Genomic DNA, 16,952 nt, shown 5'->3' on the forward strand with positions numbered 1-16,952 from the left:
AGTAGCTGACCCCCTCGACCTGCCCCCGACCGGTCCCGAGCACAAGGAGAGGCAGATGAAGAGACGACTCGCGCTCGCCGTAGCGGGTCTGACGACCACGGCACTCGTCGCCACCCCCACCGTCGCGACGGCCGCGCCCGACGTGGCCGCTCCCCCTCCGGACAGCGACTTCCAGAAGGTCACCCTCAACGACACCCCGGGCGAGCCGATGGACCTCGCGGTGCTGCCCGACAACCGGGTGCTGCACGTGACCCGTGCCGGTGAGGTCTGGTTGCACGACCCCACCACCGGCCGCAACACGGTCGCCGCCACCCTGGACGTATACCGGCACGACGAGGAGGGCCTGCAGAACGTCGCCATCGACCCGAACTTCGGCAGGGCCGGCAACAACTGGGTCTACCTGTACTACTCCCCGCCCCTGGACACCCCGGTCGACGACCCGTCGACGCCGGACGCCAACGAGGGCGACGCACCGGCCTGGGGCACGGCCGCGGACTTCGCGAAGTTCAAGGGTGCCCTGCGGCTCTCCCGGTTCCGGCTGGTCAAGGACAAGCTGGACCTCTCCACCGAGCAGCAGATCCTCGACGTACCGGTCGACCGGGGCATCTGCTGCCACGTCGGCGGCGACATCGGCTTCGACGCCGCGGGCAACCTGTACCTGTCCACGGGTGACGACACCAACCCGTTCGAGTCCGGCGGCTACGCGCCGCTGGACGAGCGTCCGGGCCGCAATCCGGCGTACGACGCGCAGCGCACCGCGGCCAACACGAACGACCTGCGCGGCAAGATCCTGCGCATCACGGTCGGCGCGAACGGCGGGTACCGCATCCCGGAGGGCAACCTGTTCCCGGAGGGCACGGCCGGCACCCGGCCGGAGATCTACCTGATGGGCCTGCGCAACCCGTTCCGGATCGAGTTGAACCGCGAGACGGGCGACCTGTACGTCGGCGACTACTCGCCGGACGCGGGCGCACCCGATCCGCTGCGCGGGCCGGCGGGGCACGGCAAGTGGCTGGCCGCCCGCAAGGCCGGCAACTACGGCTGGCCGTACTGCGCGACCGCGCAACTGCCGTACGTGGACTACGACTTCGCCACCGGGCAGTCGGGGGCGACGTTCAACTGCGCCGCGCCGGTCAACGAGTCGCCGCACAACACCGGGCTGCGCCAGCTTCCGCCCGTGGAACAGCCGCAGGTCTGGTACAACTACGGCCCCTCGGCGCAGTTCCCCGAGCTGGGCACCGGCGGCATCGGCCCGATGGCAGGGCCGGCGTACCAGTTCTCGCAGCCGACCACCCGGGGACGCGTGCCGGTGGCGTGGCCGGCCTACTACGACGGCATGCCGCTGTTCCACGAGTGGACGCGGGACTACGTGAAGGGCTTCCGGCTGGACGCCGACGGCGACCTGACCAGGATCGAGCCGGTGCTTCCCTCGATCACCTTCGACAACCCGATGGACCTGGAGTTCGGCCCGGACGGCGCGCTCTACGTGCTGGAGTACGGCGACGGCTACTTCAGCGAGAACCCCGACGCGCAGTTGGCCCGGATCGACTACACCGGCTGGACGGGCAACCACACCCCGGTTGCCCAGGTGTCGGCCGCACCGACGAACGGGGTCGCCCCGCTGACCGTCACGTTCTCCAGCGAGGGCACCACCGACTACGACGGCGACCGGCTGACGTACGCGTGGGACTTCGACAACGACGGCAAGGTCGACTCGCGGACGGCGAACCCGACGTTCACGTACCGGAAGAACGGCCTGTACAACGCGACGCTCAACGTGAGCGACCCGGGCGGCCTCTCGGCCTCCGCCTCGGTCCGGATCGTGGTCGGCAACGCCGCGCCGGTCGTGGAACTGGTCAAGCCGGCCGACGGCCAGCCCTTCGCCTTCGGCGACACCGTCCAGTTCGAGGTACGGGTGACCGACGACCAGCCGGTGGACTGCTCCCGGGTCACCGTCACCTACGTCCTCGGCCACGACCAGCACGGGCACCCGCAGACCACCGCCACCGGCTGCACCGGCTCGATCCAGACGACGGTGCCCTCCGGCCACGACCCGGAGCACGACAACCTGACCGCGGTGTTCGTGGCGTCCTACACCGACGCCGGCGGTGACGGCCTGCCGTCCCTGTCCGGCAGCGACCAGGTCGTCCTGGTCCCCTCCGCATGACCCTCGAAAGGAGCAATCATGTGTTACGGACACGACGGGATGGCCGCGCTGCGGCGCTCCGTTGACCGGCGCAGCCTGCTGCGCGGCTCACTCGCCACCCTCGCCGGCGTGGGGCTCGCGGCGTCCGGCGTCGGTGCGACGGCCGCGTCGGCCACCATCCACCCGACCGGGCGGCGCCACGTGCCCCCGGGCCTGATCAGCATTCAGCTGTGGACGGTGCGCGACGCGCTGTGGGGCTCGCCCGGCTACGACGCCACGCTCACCCACCTGGCCCGCATCGGGTATCCGCGCGTCGAGTTGGCGCTCGGCTACTTCGGTCGGACCGCCGCCCAGCTGCGCCAGTTCCTCGACGGCATCGGCATCAAGGCCAGCTCCAGCCACGACGGGATCAGCGCCGACGCCGCCGGGCTGGAGCAGAAGATCCAGAACGCGCTCACCCTGGGCCAGCAGTTCATGGTGGTGCCTTACCTCTACTCCGAGAGCGCCGACGAGTGGAAGCGCTGGGCGGAGCAGATGAACGTCGAGGCCGCCGCGGCGCGGGCGGCCGGCCTGCGCTACGGCTACCACAACCACGCCCACGAGTTCACCATCGACCTCGGCGGCGGCAAGCGGCCCTGGGACGTACTGACCGCGGAGCTCGACCCGAAGCTCGTGCACCTGGAGGTCGACCTCTACTGGGCGGTCACCGGCGGCATCAACTCCGGCGACGGCGTTGCGGATCCGGAGGGCTTCGCCCTGGACGTCATCCGCTCCGCGCCGCAGCGCGTCCTGCAGTACCACGTCAAGGACCGGGACGCGGCCACCGGCGACATGGCCGACCTGGGCACCGGGATGATCGACTTCGCCCGGATCTTCCGGGAGCACTCGGTGCTGGAGTACATCGTCGAGAACGACACCCCCGACGTGACGCCGCAGCGGACGGCCGAGGTCGGCTACCGCTACCTGCGCAAGCTGCGGTACTGAGAGACCGCCTGCAGGAGTGCTGACGGGCACCAGGGCCGGAACTGTCGGCCCTGGTGCCCGTCACAGCGTCGTCAGTCGCGCGCCCAGCGGCCGACGACGGCCGCCGCGCCGCCGCCCCGGCGTACGGGCTCGGCCGCGGCGACCAGCCGGCCGTCGGGCAGGAACTCGATTCCGGTCGCCGCACCGATCTCCGCGGTGGACGAGAAGGCGTGACCCGGCGGGAGACCCGTGGCGTACCCGGTGATGAAGGCCTGCTCCGCCTGCGTGCTGGCGCCGTTGCGCTGCGACGCCCGCGGCGCGGCGAGGGCCTGCGGGAGCGTCATGCCCCGGTCGATCCGGTTCACCAGCATCTGCAGGACGGTGGTGATGATCGTCGCGCCGCCGGGCGAGCCGACGGCCAGGAACGGCCGGCCGTCGGCCAGCACGATGGTGGGTGACATGGAGCTGCGCGGGCGCTTGCCCGGCCCCGGGAGGTTCGGGTCGGGCGCCGTGCCCTGGGTCGGCGCGAAGTTGAAGTCGGTCAGCTCGTTGTTCAGCAGGAAGCCCCGGCCGGGCACGACCATGCCGTTGCCGCCGGTCGCCTCGATGGTCAGCGTGTACTCCACGACGTTGCCCCACCGGTCGGCCACGGTCAGGTTGGTGGTGCCGGTGCGGTCGTCGCGGACGTCGGCGACCGTCGCCGCCGAGCAGCCGCCGTAGGCGCCGTCGGGAACGCCGGGCGCGACCGGCTTGGGCAGCGCCGCCGACGGGTCGATGAGGCAGGCCCGCTCCTTGGCGTACGTGTCGCTGAGCAGCTCTCGGAGCACGCTGCGCGGGGTGTGGTCGCCGACGTACCGGTTGCGGTCGGCGAACGACAGCGCGCTGGCCTCCAGGTAGTGGTGCATCGCCTGGGTCGCGGTCATGGACCGCAGGTCGAACTGTTCGAGGATGTTGAGCGCCTCGCCCACGGCCGTGCCGCCGCTGGACGGGGTGGACATGCCGTACACCTCGAGGCCGCGGTAGTCCGAATGGGTCGGCTCGGGGAAGCGGGTGCGGTACGCGGCCAGGTCGGCGGCGGTCATTCCGGCGGGTCGGATGGGGTACGGCCAGGAGCCGACCGGCTGCGCCGCCACCGGCGGGTGCTGCACGGTCGCGACCACGTCGCGACCGACCTCGCCGCGATAGAGGACGTCGGTGCCCCGCTTGGCGATCAGCCGGTACGTCTGGGCGAGGTCCGGGTTGCGGAAGGTGCTGCCGACCGCCGGCGGCTGCCCGCCGGGCAGGTACAGCGCGCTGGTCGAGCTGAACTGGCCGAACGCCGCCTGGTTCCCGGCGACCTGACCGGCGAAGGTCTCGTCGACGGGGAAGCCCTCCTCGGCGACCCGCGCGGCGGGCGTGAGCAGCTGCGCGAGCGAGCGGGTGCCCCAGCGGTCCAGCGCGTCCTGCCACGTGAGCAGGGTGCCCGGGACGCCGACCGACAGCCCGCTGATCCGGGCCTCGTCGAACCGGTACGGCGCTCCGGTGGCCGGGTCGACGAAGGTGGTCTCGCTCATCGAGGCTGGTCCGGCCTCGCGGCCGTCGATGGTGTGCACCCGCCGGCTCTTCGCGTCGTAGTAGACGAAGAATCCGCCGCCGCCGATGCCGGCCGAGAAGGGTTCGGTGACGCCGAGCGTCGCGGCGGCGGCGACCGCCGCGTCGACCGCGTTGCCGCCGCGCCGCAGCACCTGCAGGCCGACGGCCGTGGCCGTGGCGTCCACGGTGGAGACCGCTCCCCCGTAGCCGACGGCCACCGGCTCCTTCGGCGGCGCAGCCGGCTTCGCCTGGGCGGGAACGGTGTTCGCGGCCATGAGCGTGGTCAGGGTGATGGTGGCGGTGACGAGGGCCCGAAATCTCATCTGGCCTCCCAGATCGACATGAGTGAACCTCCTGCCTACTCCACCGATCGAGGGCGGGCAACCCGAGGACCGGGCGGGTTGTTGACGGCAGGTTCGCCCGGTGCCTACAGTGCTTTAAACCATCTAGTTGAAAGGGCGGGACGGATGACCACGGATGCGCTGTCCCGGGCCTTCGCCGCCCTCGCGGACCCGACGCGACGCGACATGGTGGCCCGGCTCTCCGAGGCCGACGCGACCGTGAGCCAGTTGGCCGAGCCGTACCGGATGACGCTGCAGGCGGTCTACAAGCACCTGCGGGTGCTCGAGGACGCCGGGCTGGTCAGCCGACCGAGCGGGCCGCAGCCCCGGCCGGTGCACCTGGAGGCCCAGGCCCTCGACCTGATGGACACCTGGATCGAGCGCCACCGGCGCCGCGTCGAGCAGCGCTATCGCCGCCTCGACGCCGTGCTGGCGGAGATGAGAGGAGACGCGCATGGACCGGATCACGGAGGCCATGATCGAAGCCGATCCGACGGTGCCGGTCATCCGGACGAGTCGTGACTTCGCGGCAACACCAGAGCAACTGTTCCGCGCCCACACCGATCCCGGGTTGTTCGCCCGGTGGGTGGGTCCCGACACCACGGCCACCCGCATCGAACACTGGGACGCGTCCAGCGGCGGCAGCTGGCGCTACGTCTCGGTGCACGACGGCACGGAGTACCGGTTCCGCGGCTGCTTCCACGACGTACGGCCGGACCGCATCGTGCAGACCTTCACGTTCGAGGGCGACCCCGACGGAGTAGCGCTGGAGACGTTGTGGTTCGAGGACCTGGGCGACGGCCGTACGCGGCTGCGCACCCAGTCCCTGGTCGACACCTTCGAAGGCCGCGACGCGTGGCTGCGCAGTGGCATGGAGGTCGGCGTCAACGACGGCTACGCGAAGCTGGAGAGGATGATCCTCGATGGCGCTGTCTGACCGTCCGGCTGAGCGGCACCGCCAGGTTGCCGGGTTGTTCACCGACCGGGTCCGGGGCACCCGGTCGTGGGACGCGCCGGCCCCGGTGGCCGGCTGGACCGCCCGCGACGTCGTGCGTCACCTGACCGAATGGTTCCCCGGCTTTCTCGCCTCCGGCGCCGGCATCGACCTGCCCAAGGGGCCGTCGGTGGACGAGGACCCGGTCGCCGCATGGCAGATCCACACCGATGCCGTGCAGGCGGTGCTGGACGACCCGGAGACGGCGCACCGCCAGCTCACCAACCCCCACATCGGCAGCCTGCCGCTGGCGGCCGCGATCGACCGGTTCTACACCACCGACGTGTTCATGCACACCTGGGACCTCTCCAGGGCCACCGGCCAGGAGGACACGCTGGACCCGGAGTTCTGCGCGGAACTCCTCGGGGGGATGGAGCAGATGGAGGAGGTCATCCGCTCCTCGGGCCAGTACGGCCCGCGAGTGGCGGTCCCGGATGACGCGGGCGCCCAGACCAGGATGCTGGGTTTCATCGGCCGGGACCCGTTCTGGTCGAGGCCGTGAGCCGGACCCCGCCGGACTACCGGGCGAGGACGTCCACGGCGAGTTCCCGCACCACCGACTCGTCCACCTCGACGCCCAGCCCTGGCCCGGTCGGCACCCGCGCGACCCCGTCCTTCACTTCGACCGTCGCGCCGGTGGCGTAGGAGGAGGTGAGGAACTGCCGCCCGTTGAGGTCGACCGGGGGGTCGATCCCGTACGCCGCGAACAGGTGCAGCGAGGCGGCCAGCCCCAGGTCGGAATCGGTGAGCCCGGACCCCATGAGCCGCACCCCGGCGTCCTCGGCCAGGGCGCAGAGCCGCCGGGACAGGGTCAGGCCGCCGCTGCGCTGCACCTTGGCGATCGCCACGTCGACGGCGTTCAGCTTCACGAACGTCGCCAGGTCGCTCGGGTGGCGCAGGCTCTCGTCGAGCGCGACCGGGATCGGTGAGGTCTCCCGCAGCCGCCGCTGCCCGGCGACGTCGTTGGCCGGCAGCGGCTGTTCGAACGCGGTGACGTCGAGGTCGGCGAGCCGGCCGGCCATCCGCAGCGCGCCGTCGACGGTGTACGCCTGGTTGGCGTCCACCCACAGCGCGGCGTCGGGCGCGGCCTCGCGGACCGCCCGCACCACGGCGGCGTCCTCGGCCTCGCTGTGCAGGCCGACCTTCACCTTGAACGCCTCGTACCCGAGGCCCCTGCCCTCGGCCACCGCGTCGGCCACCTCCGCGGCCGTCTGGCCGGAGACGATCCAGCCGAGCTGGATGGTCTCCCGGCGGCGCTGCCCCCACAGCACGCCGACGGACACGCCCAGCGCCCGGCCGAGCAGGTCGTGCAGGGCGACGTCGACGGCGCACTTCGCGAGGGGGGCGCCGATGGTGAAGCCCCGGTTGATCGCGCGGTCGAACGCGGTGGTCACCCCGTCGAGATCCCAGGCCGGGCGGCCGAGGATCGCCGGGGCGAGGTAGCGGTCGACGGTGGTGACGATGGATTCGGCCGTCTCGTAGGTCCACGCCGGGATCGGGGTGGCCTCGCCCCAGCCGGTGACGCCGCCGGCGGTGACCTTGACGAGCACCCGGATGCTCGGCGTGCCGGCGACGGCGACCGAGCCGCCGGAGACGCCGAACGAGCGGATGGTCGGCAGCGCCACGGCGTACGTCTCGACCGCGTCGATGGTCAGGCCGGCCAGATCGGCGACGAGCGGGCTCACGAGCCCACCTTGGCGGTGCTGCCGCGCAGGACCACTTCGCCACCCATCCGCAGGAGCCGGCGCCGCCGTCCGTTGTTCTCGGTCAGCGCCAGCTCCATCGCCTTCTCTCCCAGGCGTTGCAGGGGCAGCGCCACCGTGGTCAGCGCCGGGGTGAGGTCGCGGACGATCGGGATGTCGTCGAAGCCCGCGACGGAGATGTCGCCGGGGACGGTAAGGCCCCGGTCGCGCAGCGCCGCGCAGGCGCCGATGGCCATCACGTCGGTCAGGGCGAACACGCATGTGGCGGCGGATCCCCGGTCCAGCAGCTCGGACATCGCGCCGTAGCCGCCGTCGCGGGTGAAGGGCCCCTCGACGACGTCGGCGGGGTCGAGCGCGACGCCGGCCTTGGCCAGCTCCTCGCGGAAGCCGCCGAGCCGGTCGGCGACGGTGGTGAGCGCCCGCGGCCCGGAGAGCACCGCGAACCGGCGGTGGCCGAGGTCGAGCAGGGCGCGGGCCATGGCCGCGGCGCCGGCGCGGTTCTCCGGCAGCACGCTGTCGACCTTCAGGCTGCGGTGCCGGCTGACCACCGCGACCCGGCCGCCACCGTCCAGGTAGGGCTTCAGCTCGGCCTCCAGGGCCCGCTCCCAGCTGGCGTCCTCGAAGCCGGAGCCGATCAGCAGGATGGCCGGGGCCCGCTCGGCGCGCAGCATCGACACGTACGCGATCTCCCGTTCGGGGTCGCGGAAGGTGCTGGCCAGCATGACCAGCAGGTCGTTGTCCCCGGCCACCCGCATGACGCCGCCGGCGATGGCGGCGAAGTAGGGGTCGGTGACGTCGTGGCAGATGACCCCGACGGTGCGGTGCGAGGCGCCCGCGAGGGCCCGGGCGTGCGCGTTGGGCGTGTAGGCCAGGTTCTCGGCGGCGGCGAGGACCCGGTCGCGTAGTTGGGGGGTGACGCGCATGCCGTTGAGCGCCCGGGAGGCCGTGGCCAGCGAGACGTCGGCGGCTCTGGCCACGTCTTCCAAGGTCACGTGCGCCCGTGGCGGCATCGAATCTCCCCCTGCGGAAGTTCTTGACCGGATTATTTCGGCGTGGTTACCGTAGCACCCTGAAAGCGCTTACTGAAAGCGCATTCAGGGCCGGTTCCCCGTCCTCACCGGGGTCGTCCGGCCCTGCCGACGGCACGCGCCTACCCAGCGGCTGAAGACCCGGAAACCACCGGCCAGCCAGGGAGAACGGAGGGTCATGGCCGCGCAGAGCACCATCGAGCAACCGGAGCGCACCGCTTCCGCCGGCGCCACCGCGTCGGCCGCCCGCCGCCCGGCCGGAGCGGGGGCCGGCCTGCTGCGGTTCGCCCGCAACACCTGGCGTCCCGCCGCGGTCCTCGTGGCCATCCTCGTCGTCTGGTGGCTTGTCACCGCCGCCGACCTGGTGAAGCCCTACCTGGTTCCCTCGCCCGGCACGACGCTGGACGTCGTCCTCGCCCAGCCGGGCTACTTCGCCCACCACACCTGGATCACCACCTACGAGACGGTGCTGGGCTTCGCCATCGCCATCGTGGTCGGCGTGCTCTCCGCCGTGGTGATGGTCTACTCACCCACCGTCGAGAAGAGCCTCTACCCGCTGTTGCTGTTCGCCCAGGTCATCCCGAAGATCGCGATCGCGCCGCTGTTCATCGTGTGGCTCGGCTTCGGGCTCTCGCCCAAGGTCGTCGTCGCGGTCCTGATGGCCTTCTTCCCGATCGTCATCTCCACGGTCACCGGCATGAAGTCGATCGACCCGGAGATGCTGCAACTGTCGGCGACCATGGGCGCGGGCCCGGCACAGACCTTCCGCAAGATCCGGTTCCCCGCCGCCCTGCCGCACCTGTTCGCCGGCCTCAAGGTCGCCGCCACCATGGCCGTCACCGGCGCCGTCGTCGGTGAGTTCGTCGGCGCCAACGAGGGCCTCGGCTACGTGATCCTGCAGGCCAACGGCAACCTCGACACCCCGACCCTGTTCGCCGGGCTGATCATCATGTCGCTGCTCGGCGTGCTCCTCTTCGTCGTCGTCGAACTGCTGGAGTACCTGGTCCTGCCCTGGCACGCCAGCCGCCGCACCGACGCCGCCACCACAACGCTGTGAACAGGAGAACCCTCGGATGAAGTTGCGTACTCTCGCCGCCGCCCTCGTGCCGGCACTCCTTCTGGCCACCACCGCCTGCGGCTCGTCCTCCGGCGAGCAGGAGAAGAACGCCCAGGGCCTGGACAAGGTCACCCTCACCCTCAACTGGTACCCGTACGGCGAGCACGCGCCGTTCTACTACGGCAAGAAGAAGGAGATCTTCGCCAAGCACGGCATCGACCTGACCATCCAGGCCGGCCAGGGCTCGCAGAAGACGATCCAGGCCACCGCCGCCGGGCAGACCGACTTCGGCTGGGCCGACACCCCGGCGCTGCTGTCGGCCGTGGGCCAGGGGATGGACGTCAAGAGCGTCGGCGTCTTCCTCCAGACCACCCCGTCGTCGGTGCAGTTCTTCAGCGAGAAGAACATCAACTCCCCCGCCGACCTCAAGGGCAAGACCATCGCCTCCACGGCCGGCGACGCCCTGAGCAAGACCTTCCCGGCGTTCCTCAAGGCCAACGGCCTGGCCGCCACCGACGTGACCCTCCAGAACACCGACCCGGCCGGCAAGATGGCCGCCGTCATGTCGGGCAAGACCGACGCGCTGCTCGGCTTCGCCACCGACCAGGGCCCGACCATGCAGGAGAAGGCCGGCAAGCAGGTCTCCTACCTGAAGTTCGCCGAGCACGGCCTGACCTTCTTCAGCAACGGCCTGCTCGCCTCCGGCGACACCATCAAGAACAAGCAGGACCTGGTCAAGCGGATGGTCGCGGCCAGCAGTGAGGCCTGGGCCGCCGCCGAGAAGGACGCCGCCGGCGCCGTGGCGGCGATGCAGGGCGCCTCCCAGCAGCTGCCGTCGGAGAAGGTCCTGACCGACCAGTTCAAGGCCACGGTGCAGCTCCTGCACACCGACGCCACCAAGGGCCAGGCCCCCGGCATCAACGACGAGTCCGACTGGCAGAAGACCATCACCGTCTTCGCCGACGCCGGCGTGATCACCAAGGCGGAGTCGCCCTCGAAGTACTGGGACGCGAGCTTCGCGCCGAAGGGATGAGACCGATGACGGTCGGCAACACCACCACGCAGCGCTCCGCGGACGCCACGGCGACCGGTGCCGCGGTCGACATCGAGCAGGTCGCGGTCCGGTTCCGCACCAAGAAGAAGGACGTCACGGCGCTGCGGGACGTCTCGGTGCGGATCGAGCCGGGCGAGTTCGTCGCCATCGTCGGCGCCTCCGGCTGCGGCAAGTCCACGCTGCTCAAGCTGGTGTCCGGCCTGCTGCGGCCGTCGTCGGGCCAGGTCCGCCTGCACGGCGAGGACGTGCGGGGGCCGCGGCGCGACATCGGGTACGTCTTCCAGCGCGCCGCCCTGCTGGAGTGGCGCACGGCCCGGCGCAACATCCTGCTCCAGGCCGAGATGCGGGGCATGCCGAAGGCGCAGGCGCGCCAGCGCGTCGACGAGCTGATCGCCATGACCGGGCTGACCGGCTTCGAGGACGCGTACCCGAACGAGCTCTCCGGTGGCATGCAGCAGCGCGTGGCCCTGTGCCGCGCGCTGCTGCACCGCCCCCCGGTGCTGCTCATGGACGAGCCCTTCGGGGCGCTCGACGCCCTCACCCGCGAGCAGATGAACGTCGAACTGCGGCGGATCTGGCGGGAGACCGGCACCACCGTCCTGCTGGTCACCCACTCCATCGCCGAGGCGGTCTACCTGGCCAACCGGGTGATCGTCATGACCCCTCGACCCGGCACCGTCGCCGAGGTCATCGATGTCGACCTTCCCGTCGAGCGGGACTACGGCCCGACCATGTCGGCGCCGGAGTTCGCCCGTGCCACGGGACGCATCCGGGACCTGCTGGGTGCGACGACGACCGCCGAATAACCACCGGAAGGACACACACGTGGAGCGCACGTCTATCGGGATCATCCTCAACGGGGTGACCGGACGGATGGGGTACCGGCAGCACCTGGTCCGTTCCCTGCTCGCCATCCGCGAGCAGGGCGGCCTGCCCGCCCGCGACGGCAGCCGGATCTGGCCCGAGCTGACCCTGGTCGGCCGCAACGAGGCCAAGCTCGCCGAGATCGCCGCCCGGCACGGGCTGACGTCGTACACGACCGACCTGGACGCCGCGCTCGCCGACGACTCCCACCAGATCTACTTCGACGCCCAGGTCACCGCGCAGCGGGAGAAGGCCATCCGGGCGGCCATCGAGGCCGGCAAGCACATCTACACCGAGAAGCCGCTCGCCGAGGGGCTGACCGGCTCGCTGGAGCTGGCCCGGCTCGCCGCCGCCCGGGGCGTCAAGAACGGCGTCGTGCAGGACAAGCTCTTCCTGCCCGGCCTGCGCAAGCTCAAGCGGCTGGTCGACAGCGGCTTCTTCGGCCGGATCCTGTCGGTGCGCGGCGAGTTCGGCTACTGGGTGTTCGAGGGTGACTGGCAGGACGCCCAGCGGCCGAGCTGGAACTACCGCGCCGAGGACGGCGGCGGCATCACCGTGGACATGTTCCCGCACTGGCACTACGTGCTGGAGCAGATCTTCGCCCCGGTGACGGCGGTGACCGCGCACATCGCCACGCACATTCCCGAGCGGGTGGACGAGAACGGCCAGACCTACCGGGCCACCGCCGACGACGCCGCGTACGGCATCTTCGAGCTGGCCGGCGGCATCACCGCGCAGATCAACTCCTCCTGGGCCGTCCGGGTCTACCGCGACGAGCTGGTGGAGTTCCAGGTCGACGGCACGCACGGCAGCGCCGTGGCCGGGCTGCGCGAGTGCCGCATCCAGCACCGCGGCGCCACCCCGATGCCGGTGTGGAACCCGGACCTGCCGGTCACCGAGAACTTCCGCGCACAGTGGCAGACGGTCCCCGACAACGAGGACTTCGACAACGGGTTCAAGGTGCAGTGGGAGGCGTTCCTGCGGCACGTCGTCGACGGCGACCCGTTCCCGTGGGACTTCCTGGCCGGCGTCCGCGGCGTTCAGCTCGCCGAGGCGGGGCTCCGCTCGGCCCGGGAGGGACGGCGGGTCGAGATCGAGGAGATCGGGCTGTGACCGCCCGGATCACCCTGCCCCGCCCGGACGGCGGCGCCGAGGAACTGACCCTGCGCGAGCCGGCCGGCTGGCAGCGGCCGGCCACCCCGCCGGCGAGCCGGATCGCGTACGCCGCGGCGCACGTGGTCGCCGACCCGCACGCCGACAACGCGCCCGGCCGGCCCGCCCGGCTGGACTGGGACGCCACGCTCAACGTGCGGCGCAACCTCTGGTCCTGGGGGCTCGGCGTGGCCGAGGCCATGGACACCGCCCAGCGCGGGATGGGGCTGGACTGGGCGGCCACCCGGGAGCTGATCCGGCGCAGCGCCGCCGAGGCCGCCGCCTGCGGCGGGCGCATTGTGGCCGGGGCGGCCACCGACCAGCTCACCGGGGTGCCGGACACCCTCGACGAGGTCGTCGGCGCGTACGTCGAGCAGGTCGGGTTCGTGCAGGAGTGCGGGGCGACCGCCGTGGTGATGGCCAGCCGGCAGCTGGCCGCGCTGGCCACCGGCCCGGATGACTACCTGCGCGTCTACGAGCAGGTGCTGCGGGAGACGTCCACGCCGGTCGTGCTGCACTGGCTCGGCGACATGTTCGACCCGGCCCTCGCGGGCTACTGGGGGTCGACCGACCTCGACGAGGCCACCAAGACGTTCGTCTCCCTCATCCAGGCCCACGCCGACGTGATCGACGGGGTGAAGGTGTCGCTGCTGGACGCCGAGCGGGAGGTGCGGCTGCGCGAGCTGCTGCCGCCCACCGTCAAGGTCTACACCGGCGACGACTACCACTACCCCGAGCTGATCGCGGGCGACGGCCAGCGGTTCAGCCACGCGCTGCTCGGCGCGTTCGCGGCCGTCGCCCCGGCCGCGTCGGCGGCGCTGCAACGCCTCGACGCCGGCGACACGGCGGGCTTCCGGGCGATCCTGGACCCCACCGTGCCGCTGTCCCGGCACGTCTTCGCCCCGCCGACGCAGTACTACAAGACCGGCATCGCGTTCCTGTCCTGGCTCAACGGCTTCCAGCCCGGCTTCACCATGGTGGGCGGGCTGCACAGCGGGCGCAGCGTGCCGCACCTCGTCCAGGTGTTCCGGCTGGCCGACGCCGCCGGGCTGCTCCTCGACCCGGACCTGGCGGTCGCCCGGATGCGCCGCTACCTGTCCGTGGCCGGGGTGACCGCATGAGTGCCGTCGATCCCCGCCTGGCGAAGTTGTCGCTGAACCAGCGCACCACCGAGTCCTGGTCGGTGCGGGAGGCCGTCGACGGCTGCATCCGCGCCGGCATCCCGGCCATCGGGCTGTGGCGGGAGCCGGTCGCCGAGATCGGGGTGGCCGCCGCCGCGAAGCTCGTCGCCGACGCGGGACTGCGGGTGTCGTCGCTGTGCCGGGGCGGCTTCCTCACCGCCGACGGTGAGGCCGGCCGGGCCGCGCTGGAGGACAACCGGCGCGCCATCGACGAGGCCGCCGGCCTGGGCACGGACTGCCTGGTCATGGTCGTCGGCGGCCTGCCGCCCGGTTCCCGCGACCTGATCGGCGCCCGGCAGCGGGTGGCCGACGCCCTCGCCGAGCTGGCCCCGTACGCGGGTGAGCGGGGCGTCCGGCTGGCCCTGGAGCCGCTGCACCCCATGTACTGCGCGGACCGGGCGGTGCTGTCCACCCTGGGGCAGGCGCTCGACCTGGCCGAACCGTTCCCGGTCGCGCAGGTGGGGGTCGTCGTCGACACCTTCCACATCTGGTGGGACCCGGACGTGTGGCGGCAGATCGCCCGGGCCGGGGAACGTATCGCCAGCTTCCAGGTGTGCGACTTCCTCACCCCGCTCCCGGCCGACGTGCTCCTCGGCCGGGGCATGATGGGCGACGGGCACATCGACTTCCCGCCGTTCCGGCGGGCGGTCGAGGAGGCCGGCTACACCGGCGACACCGAGGTGGAGATCTTCAACGCCGAGGTGTGGGCGACCGACCCCGACGAGGTCCTCGCCACCATGAAGGACCGGTACCTCCAGCTCGTGCTCGCCGACTGATGCGGGTCGTCGTCGCGCCCGACTCGTTCAAGGGCTCGGTGACCGCCGACGACGCGGCCCGCGCCCTGGCCCGCGGCTGGCTGGCCCACCGGCCCGGCGACGACGTACGGCTGCTTCCCCTGGCGGACGGCGGCGAAGGCACGGTCGACGCCTTCGCCGCCGCGCTGCCCGACGCCGATCGCCGGACCATGACCGTGCCGGGTCCGGACGGCCGGCCGGTGTCCGCGGCCTGGCTGCTGCTGCCCGACGGCACGGCCGTGCTGGAGCTGGCCCAGTCCAGTGGGCTGCCGCTGATGCGCCGGCCGGACCCGCTCGGCGCGCACACGTACGGGCTCGGGGTGGTGGCGCGCGCCGCCCTGGCCGCCGGGGCCACCCGCCTCGTGATCGGCCTCGGCGGCTCGGCCTCCACCGACGGCGGCGCCGGCGCGCTGCGCGCCCTCGGGCTGCGGCTGCAGAACGAAGGCGGCCGGGACCTGCCGCTGGGCGGCGCGGCGCTGGCCGACCTGGCCCGTCTCGACGCCGCCTACCTGCTGCCCGCGCCTCCCGAAGGGGTGCGACTGCTGGTCGACGTGACCGCGCCGCTGACCGGGCCGGCCGGCGCGGCCGCCGTCTACGGGCCGCAGAAGGGCGCGGGGGCGGCGGACGTGACCCTGCTGGACGGGGCGCTGCGCCGATTCGCCGAGTTGGCCGGCGGTGAACCCGACGCGCCGGGCGCCGGCGCGGCCGGCGGCACCGCGTACGGTCTGGCGGCGGTGTGGGGGGCCCGGATCGTGCCGGGCGCGACGACGATCGCGGAGCTGGTCGGGCTGGCGGACGCGCTCGCCGGCGCGGACGTGGTGCTCACCGGCGAGGGGCGGTTCGACGAGACCTCGTTGAGAGGCAAGGTGGTCGGCTCGCTGCTGGACTCGGCCGCGTCCGCCGGCGCACGCGTCGCGGTGGCCGCCGGGCAGATCAGCGGGCCCGTCCCCGGGTCGGCGGCGGCGGTGTCCCTGGTGGACCTCGCCGGATCGGTCGACGCGGCGCTACGGGACCCGGGCCGGTGGTTGGTCGAGGCCGGCAAGGTACTGTCCCGGCGGCTGGCTCGCGGATAGCACTACGCTCTCCATAGGACGAGGCGGGATCAAAGCCGCCGCATTCTCGACTGATCCATCTCCTCGATCGCAGAGTCGGTGCCGCCGGCCGTGGATTGTGATGCTGTCGTCAGCCGCCGACCACCGGTCATGGCCATTCGTGGCGCGGACCACGCGCACATCTGCCGCCGAGTGGCGTCAGGCGCCGCGCCGGCGCGAGCGACAAGCCTGCCGACCGCTCGTGCCGATGAGCGGGCAGGCCCAGCCGACGCTCACGACGGTTCCTGCAACGGCCATACCTCGACCACGCCGTGCGTGACGGCGCAGGGTGCAGGCGACACGATGTCGATGGCCTCGGCCAGCGTGGCTGCTTCGACCACACCTGAGGGCTTCGACGAGTTCGTCGCGACCCGCTCGCCCCGGCTGTTGCGTACTGCGTTGCCGGCACTCGCCGGCGAGCGCCAGGTGCACCGAGCCGACTTTGCAGGGCAGAGCCTCAATTCGGGGGCGAAATCAGCAGACGGCTCGCAGTGCGGCGGTGGCCACGACGAAGAGCGAGATCAGTACAGCCGAGCCGACTCGTACATGTCGTGACCGGGTGAAGAGGCCCACCACGAGCGCCACTCCCACGCCAAGCAGCCAGTGGCCGACCTCGGGATGCCGGTCGGGCTCGAAGCCGAGTTGACCGAGGGCCGAACGGCCGTAGCCGACGAGTGCGGCGCCGCCGGCCCAGATAAGGAGCGTCCAGCCGCACCGGCCGCCGGGACTTTCGGTCAGCGGCGACCCGTGGCGGGTGAGGGTGCCGAGCAGGTAGGTCATCGTCAGCAGCGCTACCGCGCCGATGAGCAGCACGACGTGCAGCCCGACGAAGAGCGCGAGCAGCACCCACGGGCCGCTGCTGGTCCCTCGCAGAAACAGGGTGGCCGCCACACCGACCACGACCATCTGCCCCACCGCCAGGCGGTTCGCATTCACAAGGTGCGGCGCGGCCAGTGCAGACCGTGGTGGGGCCGGGTGTTCTGCCATGCTCTGTTCCGCTACCTTTCAGTGC

Annotated in this window: 16 protein-coding genes; 12 read left to right on the forward strand and 4 right to left on the reverse strand. The window is 72.1% G+C overall.

Annotation, left to right across the window (positions count from 1 at the left end; translation table 11 throughout):
- Positions 1-55: 55 nt before the first annotated feature.
- Both FXF50_RS05520 and FXF50_RS05525 read left to right on the forward strand, forming a co-directional pair.
- The gene (locus FXF50_RS05520; protein WP_148426110.1) at positions 56-2,167 is read left to right on the forward strand and encodes a PQQ-dependent sugar dehydrogenase; all 2,112 of its coding nucleotides are present in this window, start codon (positions 56-58) and stop codon (positions 2,165-2,167) included.
- 18 nt (positions 2,168-2,185) lie between these two features.
- Entirely contained in the window at positions 2,186-3,130 is a 945-nt protein-coding gene (locus tag FXF50_RS05525) for a sugar phosphate isomerase/epimerase (protein WP_148426111.1), read from the forward strand.
- 71 nt (positions 3,131-3,201) lie between these two features.
- On the opposite strand, the gene ggt is transcribed toward FXF50_RS05525, so the two are convergent.
- Entirely contained in the window at positions 3,202-5,004 is a 1,803-nt protein-coding gene (ggt, locus tag FXF50_RS05530; protein ID WP_148426112.1) for a gamma-glutamyltransferase, read from the reverse strand.
- Positions 5,005-5,148: 144 nt separating this feature from the next.
- On the opposite strand from ggt, the gene FXF50_RS05535 reads away from it, so the two are divergent.
- From FXF50_RS05535 to FXF50_RS05545, 3 genes are read left to right on the forward strand one after another with little or no spacing between them, the layout of a single operon-like run.
- Positions 5,149-5,544: a metalloregulator ArsR/SmtB family transcription factor gene (locus FXF50_RS05535; protein ID WP_148426113.1), complete on the forward strand. Its 396-nt coding sequence runs from the start codon at positions 5,149-5,151 to the stop codon at positions 5,542-5,544.
- Complete coding sequence (locus FXF50_RS05540) at positions 5,477-5,959, forward strand: SRPBCC domain-containing protein (protein WP_148426114.1); 483 nt, start codon at positions 5,477-5,479, stop codon at positions 5,957-5,959. Before FXF50_RS05535 ends, FXF50_RS05540 begins: the two co-directional genes overlap by 68 nt.
- Positions 5,946-6,518, forward strand: coding sequence for a TIGR03086 family metal-binding protein (locus tag FXF50_RS05545; RefSeq protein WP_148426115.1), 573 nt, complete (start codon positions 5,946-5,948; stop codon positions 6,516-6,518). Before FXF50_RS05540 ends, FXF50_RS05545 begins: the two co-directional genes overlap by 14 nt.
- 16 nt (positions 6,519-6,534) lie before the next feature.
- On the opposite strand, the gene FXF50_RS05550 is transcribed toward FXF50_RS05545, so the two are convergent.
- On the reverse strand, positions 6,535-7,701 hold the full coding sequence (locus tag FXF50_RS05550) for a mandelate racemase/muconate lactonizing enzyme family protein (protein ID WP_148426116.1): 1,167 nt from the start codon (positions 7,699-7,701) through the stop codon (positions 6,535-6,537).
- Positions 7,698-8,696, reverse strand: a complete 999-nt coding sequence (locus FXF50_RS05555) for a LacI family DNA-binding transcriptional regulator (RefSeq protein ID WP_255509905.1) — start codon at positions 8,694-8,696, stop codon at positions 7,698-7,700. The genes FXF50_RS05550 and FXF50_RS05555 overlap by 4 nt, the downstream gene beginning before the upstream one ends.
- Before the next feature lie 229 nt (positions 8,697-8,925).
- Between FXF50_RS05555 and FXF50_RS05560 the strand changes: the two genes are divergently transcribed.
- The 7 genes from FXF50_RS05560 to FXF50_RS05590 are packed head-to-tail and all read left to right on the forward strand — an operon-like array spanning position 8,926 to position 15,922.
- Complete coding sequence (locus FXF50_RS05560) at positions 8,926-9,804, forward strand: ABC transporter permease (protein ID WP_148426118.1); 879 nt, start codon at positions 8,926-8,928, stop codon at positions 9,802-9,804.
- 16 nt (positions 9,805-9,820) lie between these two features.
- Entirely contained in the window at positions 9,821-10,837 is a 1,017-nt protein-coding gene (locus tag FXF50_RS05565; protein WP_148426119.1) for an ABC transporter substrate-binding protein, read from the forward strand.
- A 5-nt stretch (positions 10,838-10,842) separates the two neighbouring features.
- On the forward strand, positions 10,843-11,664 hold the full coding sequence (locus tag FXF50_RS05570; protein ID WP_091308372.1) for an ABC transporter ATP-binding protein: 822 nt from the start codon (positions 10,843-10,845) through the stop codon (positions 11,662-11,664).
- A 19-nt stretch (positions 11,665-11,683) separates the two neighbouring features.
- A complete protein-coding gene (locus FXF50_RS05575; RefSeq protein WP_148426120.1) occupies positions 11,684-12,835 on the forward strand; it encodes a Gfo/Idh/MocA family protein in 1,152 nt (383 codons plus the stop codon).
- A complete protein-coding gene (locus tag FXF50_RS05580; protein WP_148426121.1) occupies positions 12,832-13,995 on the forward strand; it encodes a dihydrodipicolinate synthase family protein in 1,164 nt (387 codons plus the stop codon). Before FXF50_RS05575 ends, FXF50_RS05580 begins: the two co-directional genes overlap by 4 nt.
- On the forward strand, positions 13,992-14,831 hold the full coding sequence (locus FXF50_RS05585; RefSeq protein WP_148426122.1) for a sugar phosphate isomerase/epimerase: 840 nt from the start codon (positions 13,992-13,994) through the stop codon (positions 14,829-14,831). Before FXF50_RS05580 ends, FXF50_RS05585 begins: the two co-directional genes overlap by 4 nt.
- A complete protein-coding gene (locus FXF50_RS05590) occupies positions 14,831-15,922 on the forward strand; it encodes a glycerate kinase (RefSeq protein WP_148426123.1) in 1,092 nt (363 codons plus the stop codon). The genes FXF50_RS05585 and FXF50_RS05590 overlap by 1 nt, the downstream gene beginning before the upstream one ends.
- A gap of 492 nt (positions 15,923-16,414) precedes the next feature.
- On the opposite strand, the gene FXF50_RS05600 is transcribed toward FXF50_RS05590, so the two are convergent.
- Positions 16,415-16,927, reverse strand: coding sequence for a hypothetical protein (locus FXF50_RS05600; RefSeq protein WP_148426124.1), 513 nt, complete (start codon positions 16,925-16,927; stop codon positions 16,415-16,417).
- Positions 16,928-16,952: the final 25 nt, after the last annotated feature.

Source organism: Micromonospora sp. AP08 (assembly GCF_008085935.1).
GTDB lineage: Bacteria > Actinomycetota > Actinomycetes > Mycobacteriales > Micromonosporaceae > Micromonospora > Micromonospora chersina.

Excerpts from the sequence above, each read along its gene's own strand:
- FXF50_RS05520 (WP_148426110.1), top strand. The coding sequence starts at position 56 with ATGAAGAGACGACTCGCGCTCGCCGTAGCGGGTCTGACGACCACGGCA.
- FXF50_RS05525 (WP_148426111.1), top strand. The coding sequence starts at position 2,186 with ATGTGTTACGGACACGACGGGATGGCCGCGCTGCGGCGCTCCGTTGAC.
- ggt (WP_148426112.1), bottom strand. The coding sequence starts at position 5,004 with ATGAGATTTCGGGCCCTCGTCACCGCCACCATCACCCTGACCACGCTC.
- FXF50_RS05535 (WP_148426113.1), top strand. The coding sequence starts at position 5,149 with ATGACCACGGATGCGCTGTCCCGGGCCTTCGCCGCCCTCGCGGACCCG.
- FXF50_RS05540 (WP_148426114.1), top strand. The coding sequence starts at position 5,477 with ATGGACCGGATCACGGAGGCCATGATCGAAGCCGATCCGACGGTGCCG.
- FXF50_RS05545 (WP_148426115.1), top strand. The coding sequence starts at position 5,946 with ATGGCGCTGTCTGACCGTCCGGCTGAGCGGCACCGCCAGGTTGCCGGG.
- FXF50_RS05560 (WP_148426118.1), top strand. The coding sequence starts at position 8,926 with ATGGCCGCGCAGAGCACCATCGAGCAACCGGAGCGCACCGCTTCCGCC.
- FXF50_RS05565 (WP_148426119.1), top strand. The coding sequence starts at position 9,821 with ATGAAGTTGCGTACTCTCGCCGCCGCCCTCGTGCCGGCACTCCTTCTG.
- FXF50_RS05570 (WP_091308372.1), top strand. The coding sequence starts at position 10,843 with ATGACGGTCGGCAACACCACCACGCAGCGCTCCGCGGACGCCACGGCG.
- FXF50_RS05585 (WP_148426122.1), top strand. The coding sequence starts at position 13,992 with ATGAGTGCCGTCGATCCCCGCCTGGCGAAGTTGTCGCTGAACCAGCGC.
- FXF50_RS05590 (WP_148426123.1), top strand. The coding sequence starts at position 14,831 with ATGCGGGTCGTCGTCGCGCCCGACTCGTTCAAGGGCTCGGTGACCGCC.
- FXF50_RS05600 (WP_148426124.1), bottom strand. The coding sequence starts at position 16,927 with ATGGCAGAACACCCGGCCCCACCACGGTCTGCACTGGCCGCGCCGCAC.